The sequence below is a fragment of the Gemmatimonas sp. genome, assembly GCF_044376735.1.
GTDB lineage: Bacteria > Gemmatimonadota > Gemmatimonadetes > Gemmatimonadales > Gemmatimonadaceae > Gemmatimonas.
Map to the genome: position 1 here is coordinate 1 of NZ_JBILKJ010000044.1, position 22013 is coordinate 22013.

30 protein-coding genes, 1 pseudogene and 1 riboswitch are annotated in these 22013 nt (G+C 64.3%); all 31 genes and pseudogenes read right to left on the reverse strand.

From position 1 onward, the window contains the following. A pseudogene (locus ACIRA7_RS08530) lies at positions 1 to 279 on the reverse strand (preprotein translocase subunit SecY); the annotation flags it as partial. A gap of 17 nt (positions 280 to 296) precedes the next feature. Next, positions 297 to 779 (reverse strand): 50S ribosomal protein L15, encoded by a 483-nt coding sequence (rplO, locus tag ACIRA7_RS08535; RefSeq protein WP_396220422.1) that lies wholly within the window; start codon positions 777 to 779, stop codon positions 297 to 299. Positions 780 to 783: 4 nt separating this feature from the next. Beyond that, complete coding sequence (rpmD, locus tag ACIRA7_RS08540) at positions 784 to 1038, reverse strand: 50S ribosomal protein L30 (protein WP_396220423.1); 255 nt, start codon at positions 1036 to 1038, stop codon at positions 784 to 786. After that, on the reverse strand, positions 1038 to 1868 hold the full coding sequence (gene rpsE / locus ACIRA7_RS08545) for a 30S ribosomal protein S5 (RefSeq protein ID WP_396220424.1): 831 nt from the start codon (positions 1866 to 1868) through the stop codon (positions 1038 to 1040). The genes rpmD and rpsE overlap by 1 nt, the downstream gene beginning before the upstream one ends. A gap of 2 nt (positions 1869 to 1870) precedes the next feature. Next, complete coding sequence (rplR, locus tag ACIRA7_RS08550) at positions 1871 to 2227, reverse strand: 50S ribosomal protein L18 (protein ID WP_171225328.1); 357 nt, start codon at positions 2225 to 2227, stop codon at positions 1871 to 1873. Continuing rightward, the gene (gene rplF / locus ACIRA7_RS08555; RefSeq protein WP_396220425.1) at positions 2227 to 2766 is read right to left on the reverse strand and encodes a 50S ribosomal protein L6; all 540 of its coding nucleotides are present in this window, start codon (positions 2764 to 2766) and stop codon (positions 2227 to 2229) included. The genes rplR and rplF overlap by 1 nt, the downstream gene beginning before the upstream one ends. Positions 2767 to 2778: 12 nt before the next feature. Continuing rightward, positions 2779 to 3180 (reverse strand): 30S ribosomal protein S8, encoded by a 402-nt coding sequence (gene rpsH / locus ACIRA7_RS08560; protein ID WP_171225330.1) that lies wholly within the window; start codon positions 3178 to 3180, stop codon positions 2779 to 2781. A 157-nt stretch (positions 3181 to 3337) separates the two neighbouring features. After that, complete coding sequence (gene rpsN, locus ACIRA7_RS08565) at positions 3338 to 3643, reverse strand: 30S ribosomal protein S14 (RefSeq protein ID WP_396220426.1); 306 nt, start codon at positions 3641 to 3643, stop codon at positions 3338 to 3340. Positions 3644 to 3658: 15 nt separating this feature from the next. Then, positions 3659 to 4267: a 50S ribosomal protein L5 gene (gene rplE, locus ACIRA7_RS08570; protein ID WP_396220440.1), complete on the reverse strand. Its 609-nt coding sequence runs from the start codon at positions 4265 to 4267 to the stop codon at positions 3659 to 3661. Positions 4268 to 4470: 203 nt separating this feature from the next. Continuing rightward, complete coding sequence (gene rplX / locus ACIRA7_RS08575; RefSeq protein WP_396220441.1) at positions 4471 to 4812, reverse strand: 50S ribosomal protein L24; 342 nt, start codon at positions 4810 to 4812, stop codon at positions 4471 to 4473. A gap of 64 nt (positions 4813 to 4876) precedes the next feature. Next, complete coding sequence (gene rplN, locus ACIRA7_RS08580) at positions 4877 to 5245, reverse strand: 50S ribosomal protein L14 (RefSeq protein ID WP_012682372.1); 369 nt, start codon at positions 5243 to 5245, stop codon at positions 4877 to 4879. 13 nt (positions 5246 to 5258) lie between these two features. Further along, on the reverse strand, positions 5259 to 5555 hold the full coding sequence (gene rpsQ, locus ACIRA7_RS08585; RefSeq protein WP_345785825.1) for a 30S ribosomal protein S17: 297 nt from the start codon (positions 5553 to 5555) through the stop codon (positions 5259 to 5261). A 14-nt stretch (positions 5556 to 5569) separates the two neighbouring features. Then, complete coding sequence (gene rpmC, locus ACIRA7_RS08590; RefSeq protein WP_171225333.1) at positions 5570 to 5773, reverse strand: 50S ribosomal protein L29; 204 nt, start codon at positions 5771 to 5773, stop codon at positions 5570 to 5572. Then, a complete protein-coding gene (gene rplP, locus ACIRA7_RS08595) occupies positions 5770 to 6192 on the reverse strand; it encodes a 50S ribosomal protein L16 (RefSeq protein ID WP_171225334.1) in 423 nt (140 codons plus the stop codon). Before rplP ends, rpmC begins: the two co-directional genes overlap by 4 nt. Positions 6193 to 6203: 11 nt before the next feature. Continuing rightward, positions 6204 to 6863 carry a 30S ribosomal protein S3 gene (rpsC, locus tag ACIRA7_RS08600; RefSeq protein ID WP_396220427.1) on the reverse strand — a complete coding sequence of 220 codons (660 nt, stop codon included), beginning with the start codon at positions 6861 to 6863 and terminating at the stop codon, positions 6204 to 6206. Further along, entirely contained in the window at positions 6863 to 7240 is a 378-nt protein-coding gene (gene rplV / locus ACIRA7_RS08605; RefSeq protein WP_396220428.1) for a 50S ribosomal protein L22, read from the reverse strand. The genes rpsC and rplV overlap by 1 nt, the downstream gene beginning before the upstream one ends. A gap of 3 nt (positions 7241 to 7243) precedes the next feature. After that, positions 7244 to 7543 (reverse strand): 30S ribosomal protein S19, encoded by a 300-nt coding sequence (rpsS, locus tag ACIRA7_RS08610; protein ID WP_396220429.1) that lies wholly within the window; start codon positions 7541 to 7543, stop codon positions 7244 to 7246. Between the two features lie 24 nt (positions 7544 to 7567). Further along, the gene (gene rplB / locus ACIRA7_RS08615) at positions 7568 to 8398 is read right to left on the reverse strand and encodes a 50S ribosomal protein L2 (RefSeq protein WP_396220430.1); all 831 of its coding nucleotides are present in this window, start codon (positions 8396 to 8398) and stop codon (positions 7568 to 7570) included. A 5-nt stretch (positions 8399 to 8403) separates the two neighbouring features. Next, complete coding sequence (locus ACIRA7_RS08620; RefSeq protein ID WP_171225339.1) at positions 8404 to 8691, reverse strand: 50S ribosomal protein L23; 288 nt, start codon at positions 8689 to 8691, stop codon at positions 8404 to 8406. 3 nt (positions 8692 to 8694) lie between these two features. Continuing rightward, positions 8695 to 9336, reverse strand: a complete 642-nt coding sequence (gene rplD / locus ACIRA7_RS08625) for a 50S ribosomal protein L4 (RefSeq protein WP_396220431.1) — start codon at positions 9334 to 9336, stop codon at positions 8695 to 8697. A gap of 2 nt (positions 9337 to 9338) precedes the next feature. Continuing rightward, positions 9339 to 10022 carry a 50S ribosomal protein L3 gene (rplC, locus tag ACIRA7_RS08630; protein ID WP_396220432.1) on the reverse strand — a complete coding sequence of 228 codons (684 nt, stop codon included), beginning with the start codon at positions 10020 to 10022 and terminating at the stop codon, positions 9339 to 9341. A 114-nt stretch (positions 10023 to 10136) separates the two neighbouring features. Then, a complete protein-coding gene (gene rpsJ, locus ACIRA7_RS08635) occupies positions 10137 to 10445 on the reverse strand; it encodes a 30S ribosomal protein S10 (protein WP_012682361.1) in 309 nt (102 codons plus the stop codon). A gap of 79 nt (positions 10446 to 10524) precedes the next feature. After that, positions 10525 to 11724: an elongation factor Tu gene (gene tuf / locus ACIRA7_RS08640; protein WP_396220433.1), complete on the reverse strand. Its 1200-nt coding sequence runs from the start codon at positions 11722 to 11724 to the stop codon at positions 10525 to 10527. 42 nt (positions 11725 to 11766) lie between these two features. Then, positions 11767 to 13887 carry an elongation factor G gene (gene fusA, locus ACIRA7_RS08645; RefSeq protein ID WP_396220434.1) on the reverse strand — a complete coding sequence of 707 codons (2121 nt, stop codon included), beginning with the start codon at positions 13885 to 13887 and terminating at the stop codon, positions 11767 to 11769. A gap of 618 nt (positions 13888 to 14505) precedes the next feature. Next, entirely contained in the window at positions 14506 to 15357 is an 852-nt protein-coding gene (locus tag ACIRA7_RS08650; RefSeq protein WP_396220435.1) for a PEP-CTERM sorting domain-containing protein, read from the reverse strand. 267 nt (positions 15358 to 15624) lie between these two features. Continuing rightward, positions 15625 to 16827: a non-hydrolyzing UDP-N-acetylglucosamine 2-epimerase gene (wecB, locus tag ACIRA7_RS08655; RefSeq protein ID WP_396220436.1), complete on the reverse strand. Its 1203-nt coding sequence runs from the start codon at positions 16825 to 16827 to the stop codon at positions 15625 to 15627. Then, positions 16824 to 18368: a glycosyltransferase gene (locus tag ACIRA7_RS08660; RefSeq protein WP_396220437.1), complete on the reverse strand. Its 1545-nt coding sequence runs from the start codon at positions 18366 to 18368 to the stop codon at positions 16824 to 16826. Before ACIRA7_RS08660 ends, wecB begins: the two co-directional genes overlap by 4 nt. Further along, positions 18365 to 19561, reverse strand: a complete 1197-nt coding sequence (locus ACIRA7_RS08665) for a tetratricopeptide repeat protein (protein WP_396220438.1) — start codon at positions 19559 to 19561, stop codon at positions 18365 to 18367. The genes ACIRA7_RS08660 and ACIRA7_RS08665 overlap by 4 nt, the downstream gene beginning before the upstream one ends. A gap of 404 nt (positions 19562 to 19965) precedes the next feature. Then, positions 19966 to 20766 carry a calcium-binding protein gene (locus ACIRA7_RS08670; protein ID WP_396220439.1) on the reverse strand — a complete coding sequence of 267 codons (801 nt, stop codon included), beginning with the start codon at positions 20764 to 20766 and terminating at the stop codon, positions 19966 to 19968. 22 nt (positions 20767 to 20788) lie between these two features. Continuing rightward, a riboswitch (cyclic di-GMP riboswitch) is annotated at positions 20789 to 20878 on the reverse strand. Between the two features lie 202 nt (positions 20879 to 21080). Then, positions 21081 to 21551, reverse strand: coding sequence for a 30S ribosomal protein S7 (rpsG, locus tag ACIRA7_RS08675; protein ID WP_309669974.1), 471 nt, complete (start codon positions 21549 to 21551; stop codon positions 21081 to 21083). Continuing rightward, a complete protein-coding gene (gene rpsL, locus ACIRA7_RS08680) occupies positions 21548 to 21964 on the reverse strand; it encodes a 30S ribosomal protein S12 (RefSeq protein ID WP_171225350.1) in 417 nt (138 codons plus the stop codon). The genes rpsG and rpsL overlap by 4 nt, the downstream gene beginning before the upstream one ends. Positions 21965 to 22013: the final 49 nt, after the last annotated feature.

A 22013-nucleotide genomic window follows, 5' to 3' on the forward strand; every position in this document is an offset into this window, starting at 1 on the left:
GATGCTCGACGAGATATAGGGCATGATGCCAAGCGCGAAGACGGTCGCGCGGGAAAGACCACCACCCACGAACATGTCGTAGAGGCCGAGAAGGCCACCGCCCTGCTGGCGGGTGAAGTAGTCCGTCAGCGCTTGGACATCGACACCGGGCGCCGTGATGTGCGCACCGATTCGATAGATCACCATGCACAGGAACGTGAAGGTGATCTTCGACCAGAGCTCAGGCGTCCGGTAGATATTCGAGACGGCTTGCGCCGCCGGGTTGGGTTGCTGTGCCATGCGCTGGGTAGTCTCCGTCAGCCGTCGACGCGGCCACCGGCCGCTTCGATCTTCGCCTTGGCACCGGCGCTGACCTTGACGCCACGTACCGTGAACGCGCGGGACACATCACCGTTGTTGAGCAGCTTCGCCGGGCCGTGACCCGAACGAATGAGCCCAGCCGCGACCAGCGTCTCCACCGTCACTTCGTCCCCGGCGACACCGGTGAGCGAATCGAGGCGCACGACCTGCGCCTCCTCTCGGAACGGATTGGTGAACCCACGCTTCGGGATCCGACGCGTGAGCGGCATCTGGCCGCCCTCAAAGTGGGGCTTGCCGCCACCAGGACCGCCATGGCCGGACCGCGCCATGGAGCCCTTGTGACCCTTACCGGACGTCTTGCCCAGACCAGAGCCCGGGCCGCGACCCACGCGACGACGGCCGCGGTGCGAACCCGGCGCCGGCTGCAGGTTGTGCAGGCCGATCTTCTCGACGCCTTCTGCGCCTGAATTGTGAGCCATGTGCTTACTCCTCCACCGGAGTCACCGACACCAGGTGACGAACCTGCTTGAGCTGGCCGCGCAGCGAGGCGGAATCCTGCTGCACGACGCTGGCCTGATGATGGCGAAGGCCCAAGGCCTCAAGCGTGCGGCGCATCCGCCACGAATGGCCAATGGCGCTGCGCACCTGCTTGATATGAAGCTTGCCGGTTCCCGGCGCTTCGAGCTTCGGGGTCTTCGCCGGACCCTTCGACGGATGCCAGACAAACGTGCGCGGCATTATGCCACCTCCGCGGCGTCGGGCGAGGCGCCAACCACGGCGGCCTTGCGGGTATCATGCGTTTCCGTGCGAGACTTGGCGCGCGACCGGTAACCGATCGCCGACACGTCCACACCACGTTCCTTGGCGGCCTGTTCGACCGTGATCAGATGCGTGAGGCCGTCGAGCGCCGCCAGCACCATGTTGTGCGGATTCGTCGAACCCAACGACTTCGTGAGAATGTCGTGGATGCCCGCGCACTCGAGCACGGCGCGCACGGCACCACCGGCAATCACACCAGCACCCGGCGCCGCCGGCTTCATGAGCACCTTGCCGGCGCCATGCTTGCCGACCACTTCGTGCGGGATCGTCGAACCCGTGAGCGGGATCTGCACCATCTTGCGACGAGCGGCTTCCACGGCCTTGCGGACCGCTTCCGACACTTCATTCGCCTTGCCGGTGGCAAAGCCGACCTTCCCCTGTCCGTCGCCCACCGCCACCAGCGCGTTGAACGAGAACCGGCGACCACCCTTCACGACCTTCGCCACGCGGTTGATCGCGATCACGTTCTCGACCAGATCGCTCTGCTCGCGCTCCTGCGACGGACCACGGCCACCATCGCGGCCACGGCCATCACGGCCGGCGCCCGGACCACCTTCACCGCCGGGGCCACGTCCACGGCCGCCCGGCGCACCACCACCGGGTCCGCCACGGCCGCCACCAGGGCCGCCGCGACCGCCACCCGGACCACCACGACCGCCGCCCGGGCCACCACGGCCCCGGCCACCAGGTCCACCACCACTGCGGGCGCTGCCACCAGGCGCGCCACCGGTTCCTGCTGCGTTAGCCATGATCAGAACTCCAGGCCGCCCTCTCGGGCGCCATCTGCCACGGCCTTCACTCGGCCGTGATACTGGTAACCGGCACGGTCGAAGACGACCTTCGCGATGCCGGCCGCCTTCGCCTTCTCAGCAACCTGCTTGCCGACGGCGAGGGCACGCTCCGACTTCGTGCCGTTCATCCCTTCGTCGCCAACGGTCATCAGCGTACGCTGCGTGACGTCGTCCACGATCTGGGCGTAGATGTGCTTCAGCGAACGGAACACCACGAGACGCGGACGCTCCGCAGACCCGCTCACTGCCTTGCGCACGCGCAGGTGACGGCGCTTACGCCGCTCTGCGTTCGTACGCGGGATCGCGATCTTGGCCATTACTTGCCTCCCGCCTTACCGGCCTTACGCCGGATGACTTCACCCTGGTACTTCACGCCCTTGCCCTTGTACGGCTCGGGCTTGCGGAAGCTGCGAATCTCGGCGGCACTCTGGCCGACAAGCTCCTTGCTCGCGCCTTCGATGACGACGAGCGTCGGCGTCGTAGCGCTGATCTTCACGCCTTCCGGCGCCTTGTACTCGATCTGGTGCGAAAAGCCGAGCGACAACAGCGCGCCGTACGGCTTGATCTCGGCCTTGTAGCCGACACCGGTGATCTCGAGGACCTTCTTGAAGCCCGTCGTCACCCCTTCCACCATGTTCGCCACGAGCGTGCGCGTCAGCCCATGCAGCGCCTTGTGGCGCTCTTCATCGGACGGACGCTTCACGAGCAGTTCACTGCCCTCGTGCGACACGATCATATCCGCGGGGAGCACACGGGACAGCTCACCCTTCGGACCCTTCACACTGATCTTGGACCCGTCGATCGCCACCGTGACCCCGGCCGGAACCGGGATGGGGCGCTTGCCGATACGTGACATCGTGGCGTCTCCTTACCAGACGAGGGCGAGCAGCTCGCCCCCGGTATTCGAGGAGCGCGCATCACGGTCGGACATGATGCCCTTCGACGTGCTGAGGATCGCCATGCCGAGGCCGTTGCGGACTCGCGGGATCTCCTGCGCACCAACGTATTTGCGAAGGCCGGGCGTGGACACGCGCTTCGTCTGTCGGATGACCGACTGTCCGCCGTGCGCGTACTTGAGGATCACACGAAGCAGATGCTTCCCGTCTTCGTTCTCGACGGTGCGGTAATCCTGGATGAAGTTGTTCTCCTTCAAGATCCGCGCGATCTCGAGCTTCATCTTTGACAACGGCATGTCGACGCGGCGGTGCTTGGACGCACACGCGTTGCGAATGCGCGTCAGCATGTCGGCAATAGGGTCGTTGAGGCTCATGCTCTCTGAGTTCTCCTAGGGTATCCGCCGGCCGCGCCGGGGACCTGTAGGAAGTGAATGGAAAAATCAGTGACAGGTGCAGCCTTTCAAGGTAGCGGGTTGTGGCGCCGCCACAACGCACCACCCGAACTCTGCACCTGCGACTGACTGGATCCTGCTACCAGCTCGCCTTGCGCACGCCGGGAATCAGACCGTTCAAGGCCATGTCCCGGAGGGCGATGCGGCTGAGGCCGAAGTGACGCAGAAACGCGCGCGGACGGCCGCTCATGCTGCAGCGGTTGCGTACGCGGGTCGCCGATGAATCACGCGGCAGCTTATGCAGCGCGTTCACGGCGGCCAGCTTCTCTTCGCCGGTGCTCTTCGGATTCTGGATGATGGCCTTCAGGGCAGCGCGCTTCGTGGCGTATCGGGCCACCAGTTCCTTGCGCTGCGCGTTGCGGGCCAGCTTGCTCGTCTTTGCCATGTCGTTATGTCCGGATTAGGCGGCGGCCGCGGAGGCCGCCGGCTGCGCCACCTTGGGAATCACCGGCTTGTCGTCGCCGCGGAACGGCATGCCCAGCTGATGCAGGAGCGCCATTGCGTGCGCATCCTTCTCCGCCGTCGTCACGAACGTGATGTCCATGCCGTGGATCTGTTCCACCATGTCGTAGTTGATCTCCGGGAAGATCATCTGCTCCTTGATGCCGATCGTGTAGTTGCCACGACCGTCGAACGACTTCGTGCCGAGGCCGCGGAAGTCGCGGATACGCGGGCAGGCCACCGACACGAACCGGTCGAGGAACTCCCACATCTTCGCGCCACGGAGCGTCACCGACGCGCCGATCTCCTGTCCTTCGCGCAGGCCGAAGTTCGAGATCGACTTCTTCGCCTTGCGGCGCACCGGCTTCTGCCCAGTGATGAGCGCCAGCTCCTCGACCACCACGTCGAGCAGCTTCGGCTGCTTCACCGCTTCGCCGACGCCGCAGTTCACCACGATCTTCGACAGCGACGGAACCTGATGGCCGTTCGTGAAGCCGAACTGCGCGGCCAGGGCCGCACGCACGACGTTCACGTAATGCGCCTGCAGACGCGGCGCCGCCACCGGCAGCCCCGCTCCCGCATGCTCGCGCTTGGTGAAGTCGACGGCCTGACGCGGCTGTCCGGCCTTGCCCGCCTTGCCACCCTTTCCACCCTTCGCGGCCGCGCCGCCACCCTTGGCTCCGGCTCCGCCCTTCGCGGCACCCTTACCACCTGCTTTCGCGCCGGCCTTTCCGCCGGCCTTTTCCTTGGTCGCCATGTGCTATGCTCCGGTCAGCGCGCGCGAGGGATGACTTCACCGCTCTTGACGCCGACGCGCTCCTTCGTACCGTCGGTGTCGATGCGCTTCTTCGTGCGCGTCGGCTTGCCGGTCTTCGAATCGAGCAACATCGCGTTCGACGCGTGGAAGGGCGCGGCCATCTCAATGATGCCGCTCGTCTCTTCCGCCGTACGCGCCTTGCGGTGCTTCTTCACGATGTTGATGCCTTCCACCTTGATGCGGCCCGTCTTGGGGTACACCTGAAGGACCTTCCCTTCCTTCCCCTTGTCGTCGCCGCGCATGATGCGGACGGTATCACCCTTCGTGACGTGGACAACCTCGCGCGAGGCCTTCAGCGCGTGGCGGCCAGCGCCGAGGCGCTGTCCACGGTCCGTCTTGTAGTACACGTTCTTCCGCATCTCAGAGCACCTCAGGCGCCAGCGACACAATCTTCATATACCGCTTCTCGCGGAGCTCGCGCGCCACGGGACCGAAGATACGGGTGGCCTTCGGCTCCCCGTTGTCGTTGATGATGACGACCGCATTCTCATCGAACCGGATGTAGCTGCCGTCCTTGCGACGCGTTTCCTTGACCGTGCGCACCACCACCGCCTTGGCCACGTCGGACTTCTTCACCGTACCGTTCGGCAGCGCGTCCTTCACCGCCACGATCACCCGGTCACCCAGGCCCGCATAGCGGCGGCGCGTGCCGCCCAGCACACGGATCACCAGGGCGCGCTTGGCGCCACTGTTGTCCGCGACTTTCACGACCGATTCCTGCTGAATCATGGTTTAGTTCCCCTTAACGCGCGCGTTCGACGATCTCGACCACGCGCCACCGCTTGTCCTTCGACAAGGGCCGGGTCTCCATGATGCGCACCAGGTCGCCAAGCTTCGCCGAGTTCTCCTCGTCGTGCGCTTTCAGCTTCCGCGTCCGCGTCACCATCTTGCCATACTGAGGATGCGGCATCCGTCGGTCGATGCGCACCACCACCGTCTTGTCCATCTTATCGCTCACCACCAATCCCGTACGCACCTTGCGCGCGGTCCGGTCGGAGGCGCCATGCTGCGTGGCGCTCGCGTTGTTCATCTCAGCCATCGATCGGATTCCGGTTAGCGGCCACGGGTCGCGAGCTGACGCTCGCGCTGCACCGTCTTGAGGCGCGCAATGTCCCTGCGGATGCTGCGCAACCGCAGCGGCTCTTCCAGCGCTTCGGTGCCGCTCCGGAACTTGAGGCGGAAACGCTCCTCCTCAAGTTCGGCGATACGGGCCACCAGTTCGTTCTCCGCGAGCGCGCGGATCTCTTCACTCTTCATTCGGTCACCGCCTCCTCTCGGGCAACAAACTTGGTCTTCACGCCAAGCTTCGCGGCGGCCAGGCCCATTGCCGTTTCGGCAAGCTCCCGCGTCACGCCTTCGATCTCGAACATCACTCGGCCCGGCTTCACCACCGCCACCCACATTTCGGGCGATCCCTTGCCCTTACCCATGCGCGTTTCGGCCGGCTTCTTCGTGATCGGCTTGTCCGGGAAAATCCGGATCCACACCTTACCGCCACGCTTGATGTGACGCGTCATCGCGACACGGCACGCTTCGATCTGACGGCTCGTGACCCATGCCGGCTCCAGCGCCTGGAGGCCGAACGTGCCGAACGACACCTCCGATCCCCGGTGCGCGAGCCCAGTCATGCGGCCCTTGAACATCTTGCGGAATTTGACCCGCTTCGGACTCAGCATCGCTTAGTTCCTCAGTTGCCGGTCGAGTAGGTCTTGCCGCGACGATCTTCCACGATCTCACCCTTGAAGATCCACACCTTGACACCGATGGTGCCATACGTGGTCTTCGCCGTGCTCGTGGCGTAATCGATGTCGGCACGCAGTGTGTGAAGGGGCACCCGGCCTTCCATGTACCCTTCCGTCCGCGCGATTTCGGCACCGCCCAGACGGCCGCCGGCCTTCACCTTGATCCCTAGCGCGCCCATCCGCATCGCGCTCTGCACCGCGCGCTTCATCGCGCGACGGAACGAGATACGCTGAGACAGCTGCGCCGCGATGTTGTCGGCCACCAGCTGCGCCTCGACTTCCGGACGCTTGATCTCTTCGACGTTGATGCCGACTTCCTTGCCCGTGAGCTGAGCCAGCTCGTCGCGCAGCTTGTCGACTTCCGCGCCCTTCTTACCGATCACCACGCCCGGACGGCCAGTGTGCACCGTCACCACCACCTTGCCCGGCTTCCGCTCGATCGTCACGTCCGAAATGGCCGCGTTCTCGAGACGGGCCTTCAGATACTTGCGGAGCAGCGCGTCTTCCTTCAGAAGCGCCGGCATCTCCTTCTTCGCGTACCAGGTCGAGCGCCAGTTCTTCGTGACACCGAGGCGGAACCCGATCGGATTAGTCTTTTGTCCCATTAGCGCACCGCCTCCGCCACGATGATCTCGATGTGGCTCGTCCGCTTCAGCATCGGCGTCGCACGGCCCATGGCCGCCGGCGTCCAACGCTTCAGCTTCGGACCCTCGTTCACGATAGCCTTCGTGATCACCAGCGCGTCGACATCCAGCGACGTGTTGGCGGCACGGGCCGCCTGCTCTGCGTTCGCGACGGCGCTGGCCAGCGTCTTCTCGATCTGCTTGGCCGCGCCCTTCTTCGAGAACTTCAGAATCGCCAACGCGTCGTTCACACGCTGACCGCGGATCTGGTCGATCACCAGCCGCATCTTGTACGGCGACTGACGCGCCGTGCGCTGAATCGCGCGCGCTTCAGTCCCGGTCTTCAAAGCCTTGGCCATGGATTACTTGCCTCCCTTGCCAGCAGGCTTCTTCGCATCGGTCTTCTGCCCCGCGTGACCACGGAACAGGCGCGTCGGCGAAAACTCGCCAAGCTTATGACCGACCATGTTTTCCGTCACGTACACCGGGATGAACTTGTTCCCGTTGTGCACCGCGAACGTATGGCCGACGAACTCGGGGAGAATCGTGCTCGCCCGCGACCACGTCTTGACGACCTTCTTCTCGCTGCGGTCGTTCATGGCGTTCACCTTAGCTTCGAGGCGCTCAGCGACGAACGGACCCTTCTTAATGCTTCTGGACATATAGGTTCTCGATTCGCCTGGCGGTTACTGCGTCGCTCGGCCGCGCTTGCGGCCGCGCACGATGAGACGCGTTGAAGCCTTCTTCTTATTGCGCGTCTTGACGCCCTCGGGCTTGCCCCACGGGCTGACCACGTTCCGGCCGCCGCGCGTGCGTCCACCGTGCGGGTGATCCACCGGGTTCATCACTTCACCACGGACCTTCGGACGCTTGCCGAGCCAGCGGCTCTTACCCGCCTTGCCGTGGGACTGCAGCTCGTGCTCCGAGTTGCCCACTTCGCCGATCGTCGCCGTGCAGTTCCCATGCACCAGACGCATTTCGGTGCTGCTCAGACGGAGCGTCACGTACTCGCCTTCCTTCGCCACGACTTGAGCAAAGGTGCCGGCCGAGCGCGCCATCTGCCCGCCCTTGCCGATCTTCAGCTCGATGTTGTGCACCTGCGTACCAAGCGGCACTTCCTTCAACGGCATCGCATTGCCGACGCGGAAATCGCTCCCAGGGCCCGACACGATCGTATCGCCCTGCTTGAGCCCCTTCGGGTGCAGAATGTAGCGCTTCTCGCCATCCGTGTACTCGACCAGCGCGATACGCGCCGACCGGTTCGGATCGTACTCGATTTCCTTCACAACCGCCGGCACGCCGTGCTTGTTGCGCTTGAAATCGATGAGGCGGTACATGCGCTTGTGTCCACCGCCGATGCGGCGCATGGAGATGTGACCGTGGTTGTCGCGGCCACCCGACTTCTTGAGAGGCTCGACCAGCGACTTCTCGGGCGTCGAACGCGTGATCTCGGCGAAATCCGACACCGAGCGGAAGCGCGACCCCTTGCTGACCGGCTTGAACTGACGAATACCCATGCGTATCAGCCCTCGAAGATCGCGATGGTGTCGCCGTCACGCAGCTTCACAATCGCCTTCTTGGTATGTGGACGGCGGCCGATCGACTGGCCGACGCGACGCGACTTCCCACGCGCATTCGACGTCCAGACGCCAGTCACCTTCACGCCGAACAGCTGCTCGACGGCCGCCTTGATGGAATACTTGTTGGCGTCGGGCGCCACTTCGAACGTGTACTCGCCACGATCCTGGTACGCAGCCGAGCTGCGCTCCGTAATGATCGGGCGCATGATGGTGCGATGAATGGTCGCCATCGGTTACGCCTCCGCCGAAGTCTGGGTGAGTGCCGACGACTCGATCACGACCACATCCGACCACAGGATCTGGTAGGTGCTCACATCGCTGAACGGCATCACGTGCGCATTCTCGAGGTTGCGGGCGCTCAGGTACACGTTCGGCTTCACACCGTCCGTGAGGAGCAGCACCTTCTTCCCCGCGACGCCAAGCGACGCGAACAGGCTGAGCATCGCCTTCGTCTTGGGCGCGCTGTAGCTCAGCGCGTCGACCAGCATGACCGCGTTCTCACGGGCCCGGGCGTTCAGCGCGCTCTTCCGCGCCAAGGCACGAACCTGCTTCGGCACGATCTGCGTGTACTTCCGCGGGATCGGACCGAACACGGTACCACCGCCCGGCCAGTTCGGCGCGCGCGTCGAGCCCTGACGGGCACGACCGGTGCCCTTCTGTTTCCATGGCTTCTGGTTACCGCCGGTCACTTCGCCGCGCGTCTTGGTCTTGGCCGTGCCCTGACGACGATTGGCGAGGAACGCCTTCACCGCCTGGTGCATGACCGGCACGTTCACCGTGCCGTCGAACATGCCTTCGGGAAGCTGGCGCGTGCCGCCCTGCTTGCCCTGCGCCGAGAACACAGGCGCCTGAAAGGTCTGAGTTTCCGTGGTCATGATCAGCCCTGCTTCCGCACGAAGACGATGCCGTTCGTCGGCCCCGCCACGCTGCCGCGCAGATAAATGAGGTTGCGCTCAGCATCGATCTTCTCGATGCGAATGCCGATGGCCGTGTGACGGACGTTGCCGTACTGACCAGGCATCTTCTTGCCCTTGATGACGCGCGACGGATCCGTGCCCGCGCCGATCGAGCCAGGCTTGCGGTGCTTGGTGTTACCGTGCGTGTTCGGTCCACCGTGGAAGCCATGGCGCTTGACCACGCCCTGGAAGCCGCGGCCCTTTGAGGTGCCTTCGACCTTGACCTTCTCGCCAGGCGCGAAGATACCGACCGTGATCGTATCGCCCACCGTGTACGTCGGGGCCTCGGGGTTCTTGCCCGGGGCGTCGTCGAGACGGAAGCTGCGGAGCACCGACGGCGGAGCGTCCAGCCCGGCCTTCTTCGCATGTCCGACTTCCGCCTGCGTCGCGCGACGTCCGCGCGGCGTGCGCTCACCCTTCTTATTCTCGCGTGCGACGCGCTGCGCGCCGTATCCGAGCTCCACCGCAGCAAAACCCGCCTGTTCCTGCGTCATGACCTTGACGACGGGATTGGGCGTGGCCTCCACCACGGTGCAGGGCACTTGCTGCCCCTGCTCGTTGAACAGCTGGGTCATCCCCAGCTTCTTGCCGATAATGCCGATCATGAAAAGTCTGCTCCGTACGAGTCGCGGGGGATCGGGAGATCCGCACCGTTGGACTGAGGAGGACAACGCCGTATGCGATGTCCTCTGTACACACCCTACACCGACAACCTGCGACTACTCGACCTTGATTTCGACGTCGACACCGGCCGGAAGATCGAGCTTGGTCAGCGCGTCCACGGTACCGGCACGCGAATCGAGGATATCGATCACGCGCTTGTGCGTCTTCAGTTCGAACTGCTCGCGCGACTTCTTGTCCACGTGCGGCGAGCGAAGGACCGTCCAACGCTGCGTCTTCGTGGGAAGAGGAATCGGTCCCGACACCGACGCGCCCGTCTTTTCAGCGGTGCGAACGATGTCAGCCGACGCCTGGTCGATCACGGCGTGGTCAAAAGCCTTGAGGCGAATACGAATGCGGCCAGCCATCTGAATTCCTGGTAGAGAATCACCCGGTACAGCGTGGCCGGTTCAAACGAACCGGCCACGGCACACCTGATGCTTCTGATTAGGCGAGGATCTTGGTGACGACGCCGGCGCCGACCGTACGACCACCCTCGCGGATCGCGAAGCGGATCGTCTCTTCCATCGCGATCGGGATGATGAGCTCGATCGTCATCTGGATGTTGTCGCCCGGCATCACCATCTCCATCCCTTCGGGAAGCTCGATGGTGCCCGTCACGTCCGTCGTGCGGAAGTAGAACTGCGGACGGTAGCCCTTGAAGAACGGCGTGTGGCGGCCACCCTCTTCCTTCGTGAGGACGTACACCTCGGCCAGGAACTTCGTGTGCGGCTTGATCGAGTTCGGCTTGGCCAACACCATGCCGCGCTCGATTTCCTTCTTGTCGATGCCGCGGAGCAGCAGACCGACGTTGTCACCGGCCTGCCCTTCGTCCAACAGCTTGCGGAACATTTCGACGCCCGTGACGATCGTCTTGCGCTCGCTGTTGTAGCCGACGACCTGCACTTCTTCGCCGACCTTCACGATGCCGCGCTCGATACGGCCCGTCGCCACCGTACCACGACCCGTGATCGAGAACACGTCTTCGACCGGGAGGAGGAACGGCTTGTCCACTTCGCGCACCGGCTCCGGGATGTAGCTATCCAGCGCCTCGTACAGCTTCATGAACTCGGCCACCCACTTCGGGTCGCCGTTGATCGCGTTGATGGCCGAGCCACGGATCACCGGGGCGTCGTCACCAGGATAGTTGTACTTCGACAGCAGCTCGCGAACTTCGAGCTCGACGAGGTCGAGGAGCTCTTCGTCTTCGACGAGATCGCACTTGTTGAGGAACACCACGACCGAGGGCACGTTGACCTGGCGCGCCAGGAGGATGTGCTCACGCGTCTGCGGCATCGGACCGTCGACCGCAGACACGACCAGGATCGCGCCGTCCATCTGCGCCGCACCCGTGATCATGTTCTTCACGTAGTCGGCGTGGCCCGGGCAGTCGACGTGCGCGTAGTGACGGTTGGCCGTCTCGTACTCGACGTGCGACGTGGCGATCGTCATGATCTTCGTGGAGTCACGACGACCCTGCGACTCGGACGCCTTCGCGACTTCGTCGTACGCGATGTACTTCGTGCCGTAGGATTCCGCCGAGATCTTCGTGAGAGCAGCCGTCGTCGTCGTCTTGCCGTGGTCGACGTGGCCGATCGTTCCCACGTTCACGTGCGGCTTGTTCCGCTCGAACTTTGCCTTGCCCATGGTTCGGTTCTTGTAATTGGGTAGTGAATGAGTGGGTGAGGCTTACGCCTTCACCTTGCTGATGATCTCTTCGGCCTTCGACTTCGGCACTTCCTCGTAGAGCGCGAACTCCATCGAGTAGACCGCTCGCCCCTGCGACATGCTGCGCAGCTTGGTCGAGTAACCGAACATCTCGGAAAGCGGAACACTTGCCGAGATCACCTGCGCCTCGCCGCGCTGCGTCATGCCGCCGATCTTGCCGCGACGCGAGGACAGGTCACCGAGGACGTCGCCCATGTACGCTTCCGGGCACACGACCTCGACCTTCATCACCGGCTCCAGGAGACACGGATTCGCGAGACGCGCCGCTTCCTTGAAGGCCATCGAGCCAGCGATCTTGAACGCCATTTCGGACGAGTCGACATCGTGGTACGAGCCGTACACCAGCTGCACCTTGATGTCCACCACCGGGTAACCCGCGAGCACACCCGTATCCAGCGCTTCCTTGATACCCGCTTCGGTCGGGCCGATGAATTCACGCGGAATCACACCACCCACGACCTTGTCTTCGAAGACGAAGCCCTGACCCGGCTCGCTCGGCTCCATGTTGATCACCACATGGCCGTACTGACCCTTACCACCAGACTGGCGGATGAACTTGCCTTCGATCTTTTCGACGCGCTTCTTGATCGTCTCGCGATAGGCCACCTGCGGGCGACCGACGTTCGCGTCGACCTTGAACTCGCGCTGCATACGATCGACGATGATCTCGAGGTGCAGCTCGCCCATGCCGGCGATGATCGTCTGCCCCGTTTCCGGGTCGGAGCGCACGCGGAACGTCGGATCTTCTTCGGCCAACTTCTGCAGGGCGATCGCCAGCTTGTCCTGGTCCGCCTTCGTCTTCGGCTCGATGGCGACGTCGATGACGGGGGCCGGGAACTTCATCGCTTCCAGGATGATCGGCGATTCTTCCGTGCACATCGTGTCGCCAGTGCGCGTGTCCTTCAGGCCGATCGCCGCGGCGATGTCGCCGCAACGCACTTCGGGGATTTCTTCACGCTTGTTGGCGTGCATCTGCAGCAGACGGCCCACGCGCTCGCGCTTGTCCTTCGTGCTGTTGTAGACGTACGAGCCGGACGTGAGCACGCCCGAGTAGCAGCGGAAGAACGTCAGCTTTCCGACAAACGGGTCGGTGGCAATCTTGAACGCCAGGCCAGCGAACGGCGCGTCGTCGGTCACCGGGCACTCCACGAACGTCTCGTCGTGGTGCGGCAGATGACCCTTGATCGCGGGCACGTCGACCGGCGCCGGCAGGAAGTCGATCACGGCGTCGAGCAGCGCCTGCACGCCCTTGTTCTTGAACGAAGCGCCGCAGAGAATCGGGATGAACTTGCCCGAGCACGTCGCCGTCCGGATGGCACTGCGAATCTCGGCAACCGAGAGCTCTTCACCGGCCAGATACTTCTCCATCAGCGCATCGTCGTATTCCACGACGGTGTCGATGAGCTTGTGGCGGGCTTCTTCCACCGCGTCATGGAACTCGGCCGGAATGTCCGTGACCGTGAACGTCTTACCGAGCGTCTGCTCGTCGAAGATGTACTGCTTGCGCTCGATGACGTCGAGGTGACCGGTGAACAGCTCACCCGAGCCTACGGGCAACTGGAGCGGCTGGGCGCTCTTGGACAGCCGGTCGTGAATCATCGCGACGCACCGTTCGAAATTGGCGCCGACGCGATCCATCTTGTTCGCGAAGATCATGCGCGGCACGGCGTAGCCGTCGGCCTGGCGCCACACCGTTTCGGTCTGCGGCTCCACGCCCGCCACCGAGTCGAGCAGCGTCACCGCGCCGTCGAGCACGCGCAGCGAGCGCTGCACTTCGACGGTGAAGTCGACGTGGCCCGGCGTGTCGATGATGTTGATGCGATACTCGGGTCCGTCGCCCTTGGTATCGCTCTGCCCATGGCGCTGCCAGAAGCAGGTCGTCGCGGCCGACGTGATCGTGATACCGCGCTCCTGTTCCTGCTCCATCCAGTCCATGGTGGCGGCGCCGTCATGGACTTCACCAATCTTGTGCGACTTCCCCGTGTAGTAGAGGATTCGCTCAGTGGTCGTGGTCTTACCGGCATCGATGTGGGCCATGATGCCGATATTGCGATAATGCTCGAGCGGGGTCGTACGCGGCATAGTTGTCGGCGGCACTCGCTTACGCGGCGCCAATCTTTGACGAAAAGTGGACCAGCAAAAAAACGGCTGGACCTGTCGCCTCGCCTTTGCGCGAGACCGGTATCCATCCGCTGCCGCCGGGTGCACTCGCCGCTGGTGCGCGAGTGGGGACCCAAGCGCGTCGGCCACAGAGAACAGCGGACTCCGTGACCAACGTCAAATTGGCTGCGTTGCTTGTCGGGAGCCTCGGATCGTCTCAGACGCCGAAGCCGGTACAGCGTGCGTGAAGTCCCGGGAGACCGTGCCTTGCCCCCTTTGCTTCTCGCCCCCACCTCGAGAGGTGGCCCATAGGGCTCTCGGCCGCAGATCGCCGAGATCGTAGTGCAGGACTGCGTTCTGCTCGTGGCGCCGATGGAAAGGCGTTTCGGAGCAGACACCTAACATGATGGACTCGGTCAGGGATGTCAACCCGCCGCTGCACGCGGAAATATCGGTAACCACGGGACTTATACGAACCCGCTCGGCTTGAACCCGTCCCGGCTGAACCGCCCCAGTCCGTCATCCGTCCGCCGGCCCCCAAACGCACCGCGCGCCGCCGGCATAAGCCCAGCGGCGCGCCAAGTCAGGTGAGGCCGCGCGTCAGCGCTGCCGGCGGCGACCGGCCGCGAAGGCCAGCCCGGCGAGGCCGGTGGCCATCAGCGCCCACGTGCCGGGCTCCGGCACGGTCGTCCGGATGTTGATGTTGTCGACCCAGAAGGTCCGGTACGCCGAGGGCTGTGACATGCCGTAGCCCATCTGCTCAGCGATCGTACCATAGGGATCGATCGTCGCGACGTCCGCCGAATACGTGGCGCTGAACCGAACCTCGTTGATCAGGCCAAGTTGGGCCATCATCGTGGAATACGCGCCCCCGGTGCCAAGGAAGCTGAAATCCTGCGACCACACCTGCGTGCCACTGTTGAAGCCGCTCACGCGAAGATTCGACACGTTGCCCCAGCCGCCGCCCAGCTCCATCGACTGCAGCGAGAAGAGCGTGGAGCTGGAAAAGTTGGCCGACGCCGCTCCCGACACCGCCACGACCTGCGTCGCGGTCGGCTGGTACGACGAATACTTCTGCTGGTAGCCCGTCAGGATCTCGGTGGTCTGGTTGATCGCGTACAGCGATCCCTGGCGGCCGTTCACGAAACACCGCCCCCACGTCTGCTGCCCATCGGAGTACAAATAGTCCTGCAGATCGAGCGCCGAGAACCCGCCCCAGGTGAAGCCGGAGAATCCACCCGGAATGGCCTGGCCGCCCCAATTGCAGTTGTAGTTGTTCGCCTGCGTGCTGGGGTAATTCGGATTCACCGGGCTATCGTACCCGAGCGACTCGAACGTGACCGGCGTGGTCGGCTGCGCGGCCAACGGCATGGCGATCGGCCCGCCCGCGAGCAACAGCCCAACGGCGAGCGCGGGGTGCAGGGAGCGGCGGATGGTCTCGAGAACGCGCACGGGACACTCAGAGAATGGGACGGGAACGTAAATGACCTGAGGCGGAGTGTCGCATAAGCCGTGCCAGATGGCGAACTGAGCCATTTGCGCGCGCCTACTCGGCATCGCGTCGCTTTCGGGGTGCGGTCACCTGTTCATCGGCGCTCAGGATGTGGCATACATACTACAACAATGTCCCGGATGATGCCACTCTGCCACACCACTGTCCGTAGCAAACTCGGCTATTGGTCCCCACACCCAACGCCCGGCGAGCGGCGGCCAGCACCGCTAGATGACCATCTCGGCCGACGCCATCTCCTCCGCATCCACCAGCGCTGACTCCAAGATCTCGCAAATATGGTGTCCCGCGCGGCCATCCCCGAACGGGTTCGGCCCCGAGACCATCCGCTGATAGACCACCGGATCGCACAGGATACTGAGCGCCTCTTTCACGATCAGATCCGGATCCGTGCCCACCAGGATGCCGGCACCGACCTGCACGACCTCCGGACGCTCCGTCCGCTCCCGCAATATCAGGATCGGGCGTCCCATCGAGGGCGCCTCTTCCTGCAAACCGCCAGAGTCGGACAGAATCAGCGTGCTGCGGTGCATCAACTTGAGCAGGTCCCGATACGCCAGCGGCTCCGTCAGCAGTACGCGCGGAGTCGTCCCCAGCATCTCCTGGAACATGCCGCGCACGTTCGGATTCGGATGCAGCGGGAACACCACCTGCAGGTCCGGGACGGCATCGATCAGTCGGCGAACGGCGCGCGCGATATCGCGCATCGCAGCACCATGGTTCTCACGACGGTGCGCCGTGACTAACGCCACCCGCCCTGCACCAAGTTCGGCCAGCGCCGGATTCTCATAGGGGGACGTGAGATCCATCTGCCGCACCGCGTCCACGATCGTGTTGCCGGTCACGAAGATCCGATGCATCGGCACGCCCTCGCGGAGCAGGTTCTCGCGGCTCTCCGGCGTGGGCGTGAAATGCCACTGGGAGGCAACGCCCACCACCCGACGATGGAATTCCTCGGGGAACGGTTCCTGAAAATTGAAGGAACGCAGCCCGGCTTCCACGTGTCCAACCGGAATGGATCGCCACGTGGCCGCCATCGCACCCGCAATCGCGCTGCTGGTGTCGCCCTGCACCAGCACGACGCTCGCCTTCGACTGCACCATCACGTCGTCGAGCGCCGTGATCCCGCGCGCGACGAACTCGCTGGGCGTCTGATTCGTCGTCATCAGCGACAGCGCGATGTCGGGCTGCACGCCGACATCGTGGAAAGCGCGCGTGAGCAGCTCGCGATGTTGACCGGTGGAGACCAGCGTGACGCGCATGCGCCCCCGTTCGCGTATCGCCCGCACCACCGGCGCCATCTTGATCACCTCGGGGCGCGTTCCCACAATCGCCAGCACGTGGGGCGGTTCGTTCGAATCGATGGCGCGCATCCCGCCACGCATCGGGGTCAACCAGCGCGAGGTGCTCATGATTTCGTGGATTTGACGATGATCTCGATATCGTCACGCGAGACGACACCTTGGTTCACCAGAATGGCGCCGAGCTGACCGCCGTGCTCACGCTGCTGCTTGAGCGCCAGTACCAGTTGTTGGGTCGTGAGCTTGTTCTCCTCGATGAGCCGCTCGCCGAGTCGCATTTGCGCACCGACCTGCGGCGGCAGCGAGTGCTCGGTCTTGTCCCAACTCATTGGAATGCCGGTGCGTCGATGGCGGGCGTATTGAATAGCGGCACGCAGGGTCGCCACGAGGTTCACGATGTTGCTGAACGGCGTTCGGAAGATCGCCAGCATGGCCTGCCAGAACCCATACAGTCGACCCGTCGCCAACGCGCGCTGCACCAGACGATTCAGCATGAACAGGAAGCCGATCCAGAACAGCCACTGGAACCATGGACTCTGCACCAGATCAGGGAGATCGGGGCGCAGGAACGACTGAATCCACTCGTAGCCCACGTAGTACACCACCAGAATGTAGCCCGCGAGCACCACGAGATATCCCAACGGACCACGTCGGTCGTGCGCAAGGATCCAGGTGAGCCCCGCCGGCCAGCCCCAGTGCTCCCAGCCTTGGAACACGATACCGGCCATCCAGCGCGTCCGCTGACGCACCGCCGTAGTGAACGTTTGCGGGAACGGCGCCCAGGTGGCCACCAGCTCATCGGGCGCGCCCGGCTCTTCGCTCGACGTCACGTACTGATGGAGATAGCGCGTCGGCCGTCCTTGCACCGTGAGGCCGAGTCCGAGGTCGTAGTCTTCGGTAAGCGAGTTGGTGGCGAAGGGCACGCCGTTGCGCTCTTCCATCAACTGGTCGATCACACTGCGACGCACGCACGTCGCCACACCGGCTGACGGCACGAAGCCCCACACCTTCTCGCGTACGAACATGTTCTTGGTGTACTGCTCGGCGAATTCATCGATGTACGTCCCCGCCACGAAGTCGTACCAGTAGGGCGGCGTCGAGAGCACCGGCAACTGCACGAAGTCGGCACCCTCCCCACGGAAGTACCAGTTCAGCATCCGCAGCTCCTGCGGATGGATCAGGTCTTCGACGTCGTGGAAGATGAGCAGATCATATCGAAGCCCGGCGCGCTCTTCATGGGCGACGATGGCCGACAGCACGGTATTCACGCAATCGGCCTTCGACGACGGGCCATCGTGATCCGTGACGACCTTCCGGACGTTCGGATAGACCGCCCGCACCTTGTCGACCTCACGGCGCGTCTCCGGATCATTCTGATAGGTGCCGATCCAGTAGTCGTATCGCTGGTAGTCGATGCGCGGCAGGTTGTACATGAGCATGCGCGCGATCACGTCCTGCTCCTTCCAAGCCGGCGTCACGACCGCGATGCGCCACTCGCTGACCTCTTTCAACTCCTTCGTGGTCACGGCCGGCCGCTCCCACCAGTTGAACACGCGGCCGAACCAGTACACGCTGTCGAAGAACACGTCGTCGATCGCAAAGAGCAGATAAAGCACTCCGACGACCGCGATGGCGATTTCGTACGGCGTCATGGGCGGTCTCGCGTGAGCGGGTCGTGCAGCGGTTTGAGGCGGCGCCAGCCGTAGACCGCGGTGAACCGCCAGTCCTGGTACCGCATGTTCGTCCCCGCCGGCGGCGTCATAAGGAAGCGGCCCGCGATCCCCTCGGCGAGAAACACGAAACCGTGTCCGGGGCGCAGCGCCACGCCGCCGCCGATTTCAGCAGCGCGATTGAAGAAGTCCGCACGCGTGTCGTATCCCGCCCAGCCACGGGCAAAGAAATCGACCGCCTTGGTCGCGAGCGATCCGACGCGGAATCCTTCGCGCAGCTGCACGTATCCGATCACGTTCTTGTCGAAGCGCTCGTACCAGCTGACATCACCCGACAGGTCGGTCAACAGTCGCAGATTCGAGCCGTCCCCGAGCTGGCGTTCGTGCGACAGCACCACGTAGGCACCGGCGCGAAGATCGCGTGTCCAGCGGTTGTCGGATCCCGCGAGCAGCGATCGCGCACCACCCGCTTCGGCATAGAACCAGAGCGGGCCACGCGCCGGACGCACGCGCACGCCGCCCGCGAGCATCGCCGCGTTGTCGCTGAGCACCCGCGACTGGAGCCCACTCGACGACTTCGAATCGCGCGTGGCCCGTAGCGACGTGTAGAGCGCCTGGCCCCAGGACCCGCCGCTCTCGATCCCGAGGCGCGTGAAGCCGGTGCCGATGGTGTTCCTGAACCGCGTCTGATAAAACGGCGCGAGGTACCCCTCGGAGAAGGACGAGGTGCCGGATCCCTGTTTGACGCGCAGCGCGCGCCTCGCCGGCATCGACACGACCGTGTCGCTGGCGCGCGACGCCTCCGTGAACGCCGCGAGGGCACGCTTCTCACCACCGATTTCATCATACAGGTAGCCGAGCGCCAGATGATCGACCGGCGTGAGACCGGCGGTCGTCGTCGCGATGCCTTCGAAGGCCGCGATGGCCGCGCGCGTGCGCTTCAGGCTGACCAGTACGTAGCCCAGCTGCCGATGCACCTCCGGGCGCGACGGATCGCGATCGACGCCTTGCTTCAGGTACACCGCCGCCCGCGGCCGGTCTCCACCGGCCAGTGCGAGGTACCCGAGCTCGATGCGCGGCAACGCCTGACTCGTGTCCGCTGCGATCGCCTGCTCGAAACTCACCCGCGCGGCGAGCGTGTCGCCGCGCGCCTTCGCGGCGTACGCCACGGACATCGCCGCGAGATAGCGCTCTGCTGGGCTACCTTGGGCGCCAGCAGGGATCGCCGCCAGCCAGACGAGCGCGCCCGCAAGGGCGGCACGCTCGACCCGAGAACGGCGACACCACGACTCCGAAGAGGCGGAAAAGAACGGCAAGGGGACGGTGGACAGGGAGTACCCGCGAACGGCATCGGACGGGTCGGATTGATTGCCCCCGGAATGGGGTCCGCCTGTTCGCGCCGTCTGGACTCACTCACAATACCTGCAGTGTGACGTTTTGCGATAGACGGCCCGTCAGCCCCCACGTCACCCCACTCGGCGCCCCGATTCCCTGACACCGCGCCACTCCCCCCGCTCCTCACCGCCGTGTGACGGCGACATCGGCCACGCCCGTGGCCGGCGGTCAGCCCTCGCGGGGGCTACAGCGCCCGGACCGAGTGCACCTTCACCGTCGCATCCTCGGCATAGATGCCGATGCGCCCTTTTCGGTAGGGGCTCTCCTCATCGCGAAGGCGCACGATTTCCTGGCCGTCCACGAACACGGCGATCATTTCGTCGACTTGCACGATCGTGACGCCGTACGTCCGGCCGATCGGGAAGGTCCGCTCCGACCCCGAGCCGAGGAATCGCTGGCCGCCGGGATACGCCGGATCGCGCTTGCCGACTTCCCATCCGTTGGGTTTCGGGATGAAGTAGTAGAAGCGCTCATCATTGGTGTACTGCCAGATGACCCACCCCACTTCCCACGGGTTCGGGGTGCCGTTGCGCAGCTGTGCCGTGGTCTCGAAGCGCGTATGCATCACCATGCGGCTCCCATACTGGGGGCCAAGCACGAGCGGCGCATGGGTCATGTAGTCCTTCTGCGCGGCCTTGGGGCCCATCTCGAGCGACGCCAGCCGTCCTTCGCCGCCCACGGCCACACAGCCGTATCCGTCGAACCGCACGGTCCATGCCCCAAAGTCTTCGCCTTGCGTCAGGCACGTGGGCCGGACGGCTGGGAAGTCGATCCGGGGCAGCCGATTGGCATAGCGCAGCACGGTCAACGGCGCGGTTGCCTCGCGCCGTTGGGACGGTCCGGCGATCATCGCCTCGAGCGAGACCAAGCTGCCGCTGTCGGGGTCGAACACCGTGGTCGGGTTGGCCGATCGGCATGAGGCCAACAACAGCATGGCCCCACACAGGACCCAAACGCGGGTGGGCGACATCGCGCGATCTGGCACGGCGACTCCTCAAGCGGGTTCGTTCGGTAACTCGGCCGGCTGACGTGGCGGACCACGTGAAAGCCCCGGAGCTTTGCGTCCCCGACTTCCGTCGGGTTTGCCGTTTCGCGACCTCGGGGTGAGGCAGCGCTCTCCTTGGAAGTTGACGCCCCCACGAGCCGAGGGCAACGACGCAGGCCATCCGCATGACGTTGCGGCCGACACCGTGACTACGCCTCCCAGAAATGACAACGGCCCCGGAATATTCCGGAGCCGTTGTGATGCATGTGCCGTCAGTGTGACCCGACAGCAGTCCGACTGCAGATGATCGGTTACTACCAGCGATAGTGCGCGAACGCCTTGTTGGCTTCGGCCATGCGATGCGTGTCTTCCTTCTTCTTGATCGCATTGCCTTCGCCACGGCTCGCGGCGAGCACTTCGGCGGCCAGCTTCTCGGCCATCGACTTCTCGTTGCGGTCGCGCGAATACCCGATGAGCCAACGCATGGCGAGGGCGGAACGACGATCCTGACGGACCTCGACCGGCACCTGGTACGTGGCACCGCCAACGCGGCGGCTCTTCACTTCGACCACCGGCTTGAGGTTGTTCAACGCCTGCTTGAACACGCCCACACCCGGCTGGCTGGTCTTGGCTTCCACGATGTCCATCGCGCCGTAGAAGATGCCTTCGGCGGTGGACTTCTTGCCCTGAATCATCAGGTTGTTGATGAACTTCGAGACGGTCTGGCTGTCATAGCGAGCGTCAGGAAGCACGGTGCGCTTTACGGCGCTTTTGCGGCGGCTCACTTCTTCTTACCTCCCTTGGCGGCTGCAGCAGCCGCGGCGCCCTTCTTGGGGCGCTTGGTGCCGTACTTCGAACGGCTCTGGTTACGGCCGTTGACGCCCGACGCGTCAAGCGTGCCGCGGACGATGTGGTAACGCACGCCGGGAAGGTCCTTCACACGGCCACCGCGCACGAGCACGATCGAGTGCTCCTGCAAGTTGTGTCCTTCACCGGGGATGTAGGCCGTCACCTCGAGCTGGTTCGTGAGACGAACACGCGCAACCTTGCGCAGCGCCGAGTTGGGCTTCTTGGGCGTCGTGGTGTAGACGCGGGTGCACACGCCACGCTTGAACGGATTGCTCTTGAGCGCGGGCGCCTTGGACTTCTCCACCACGTCCTTACGGGCGCGGCGGACCAGCTGATTGATCGTAGGCATTCTAGGATGGTTGCCCGGACGGCCTGGCCGGCCGGGTGTTCGTACTCCG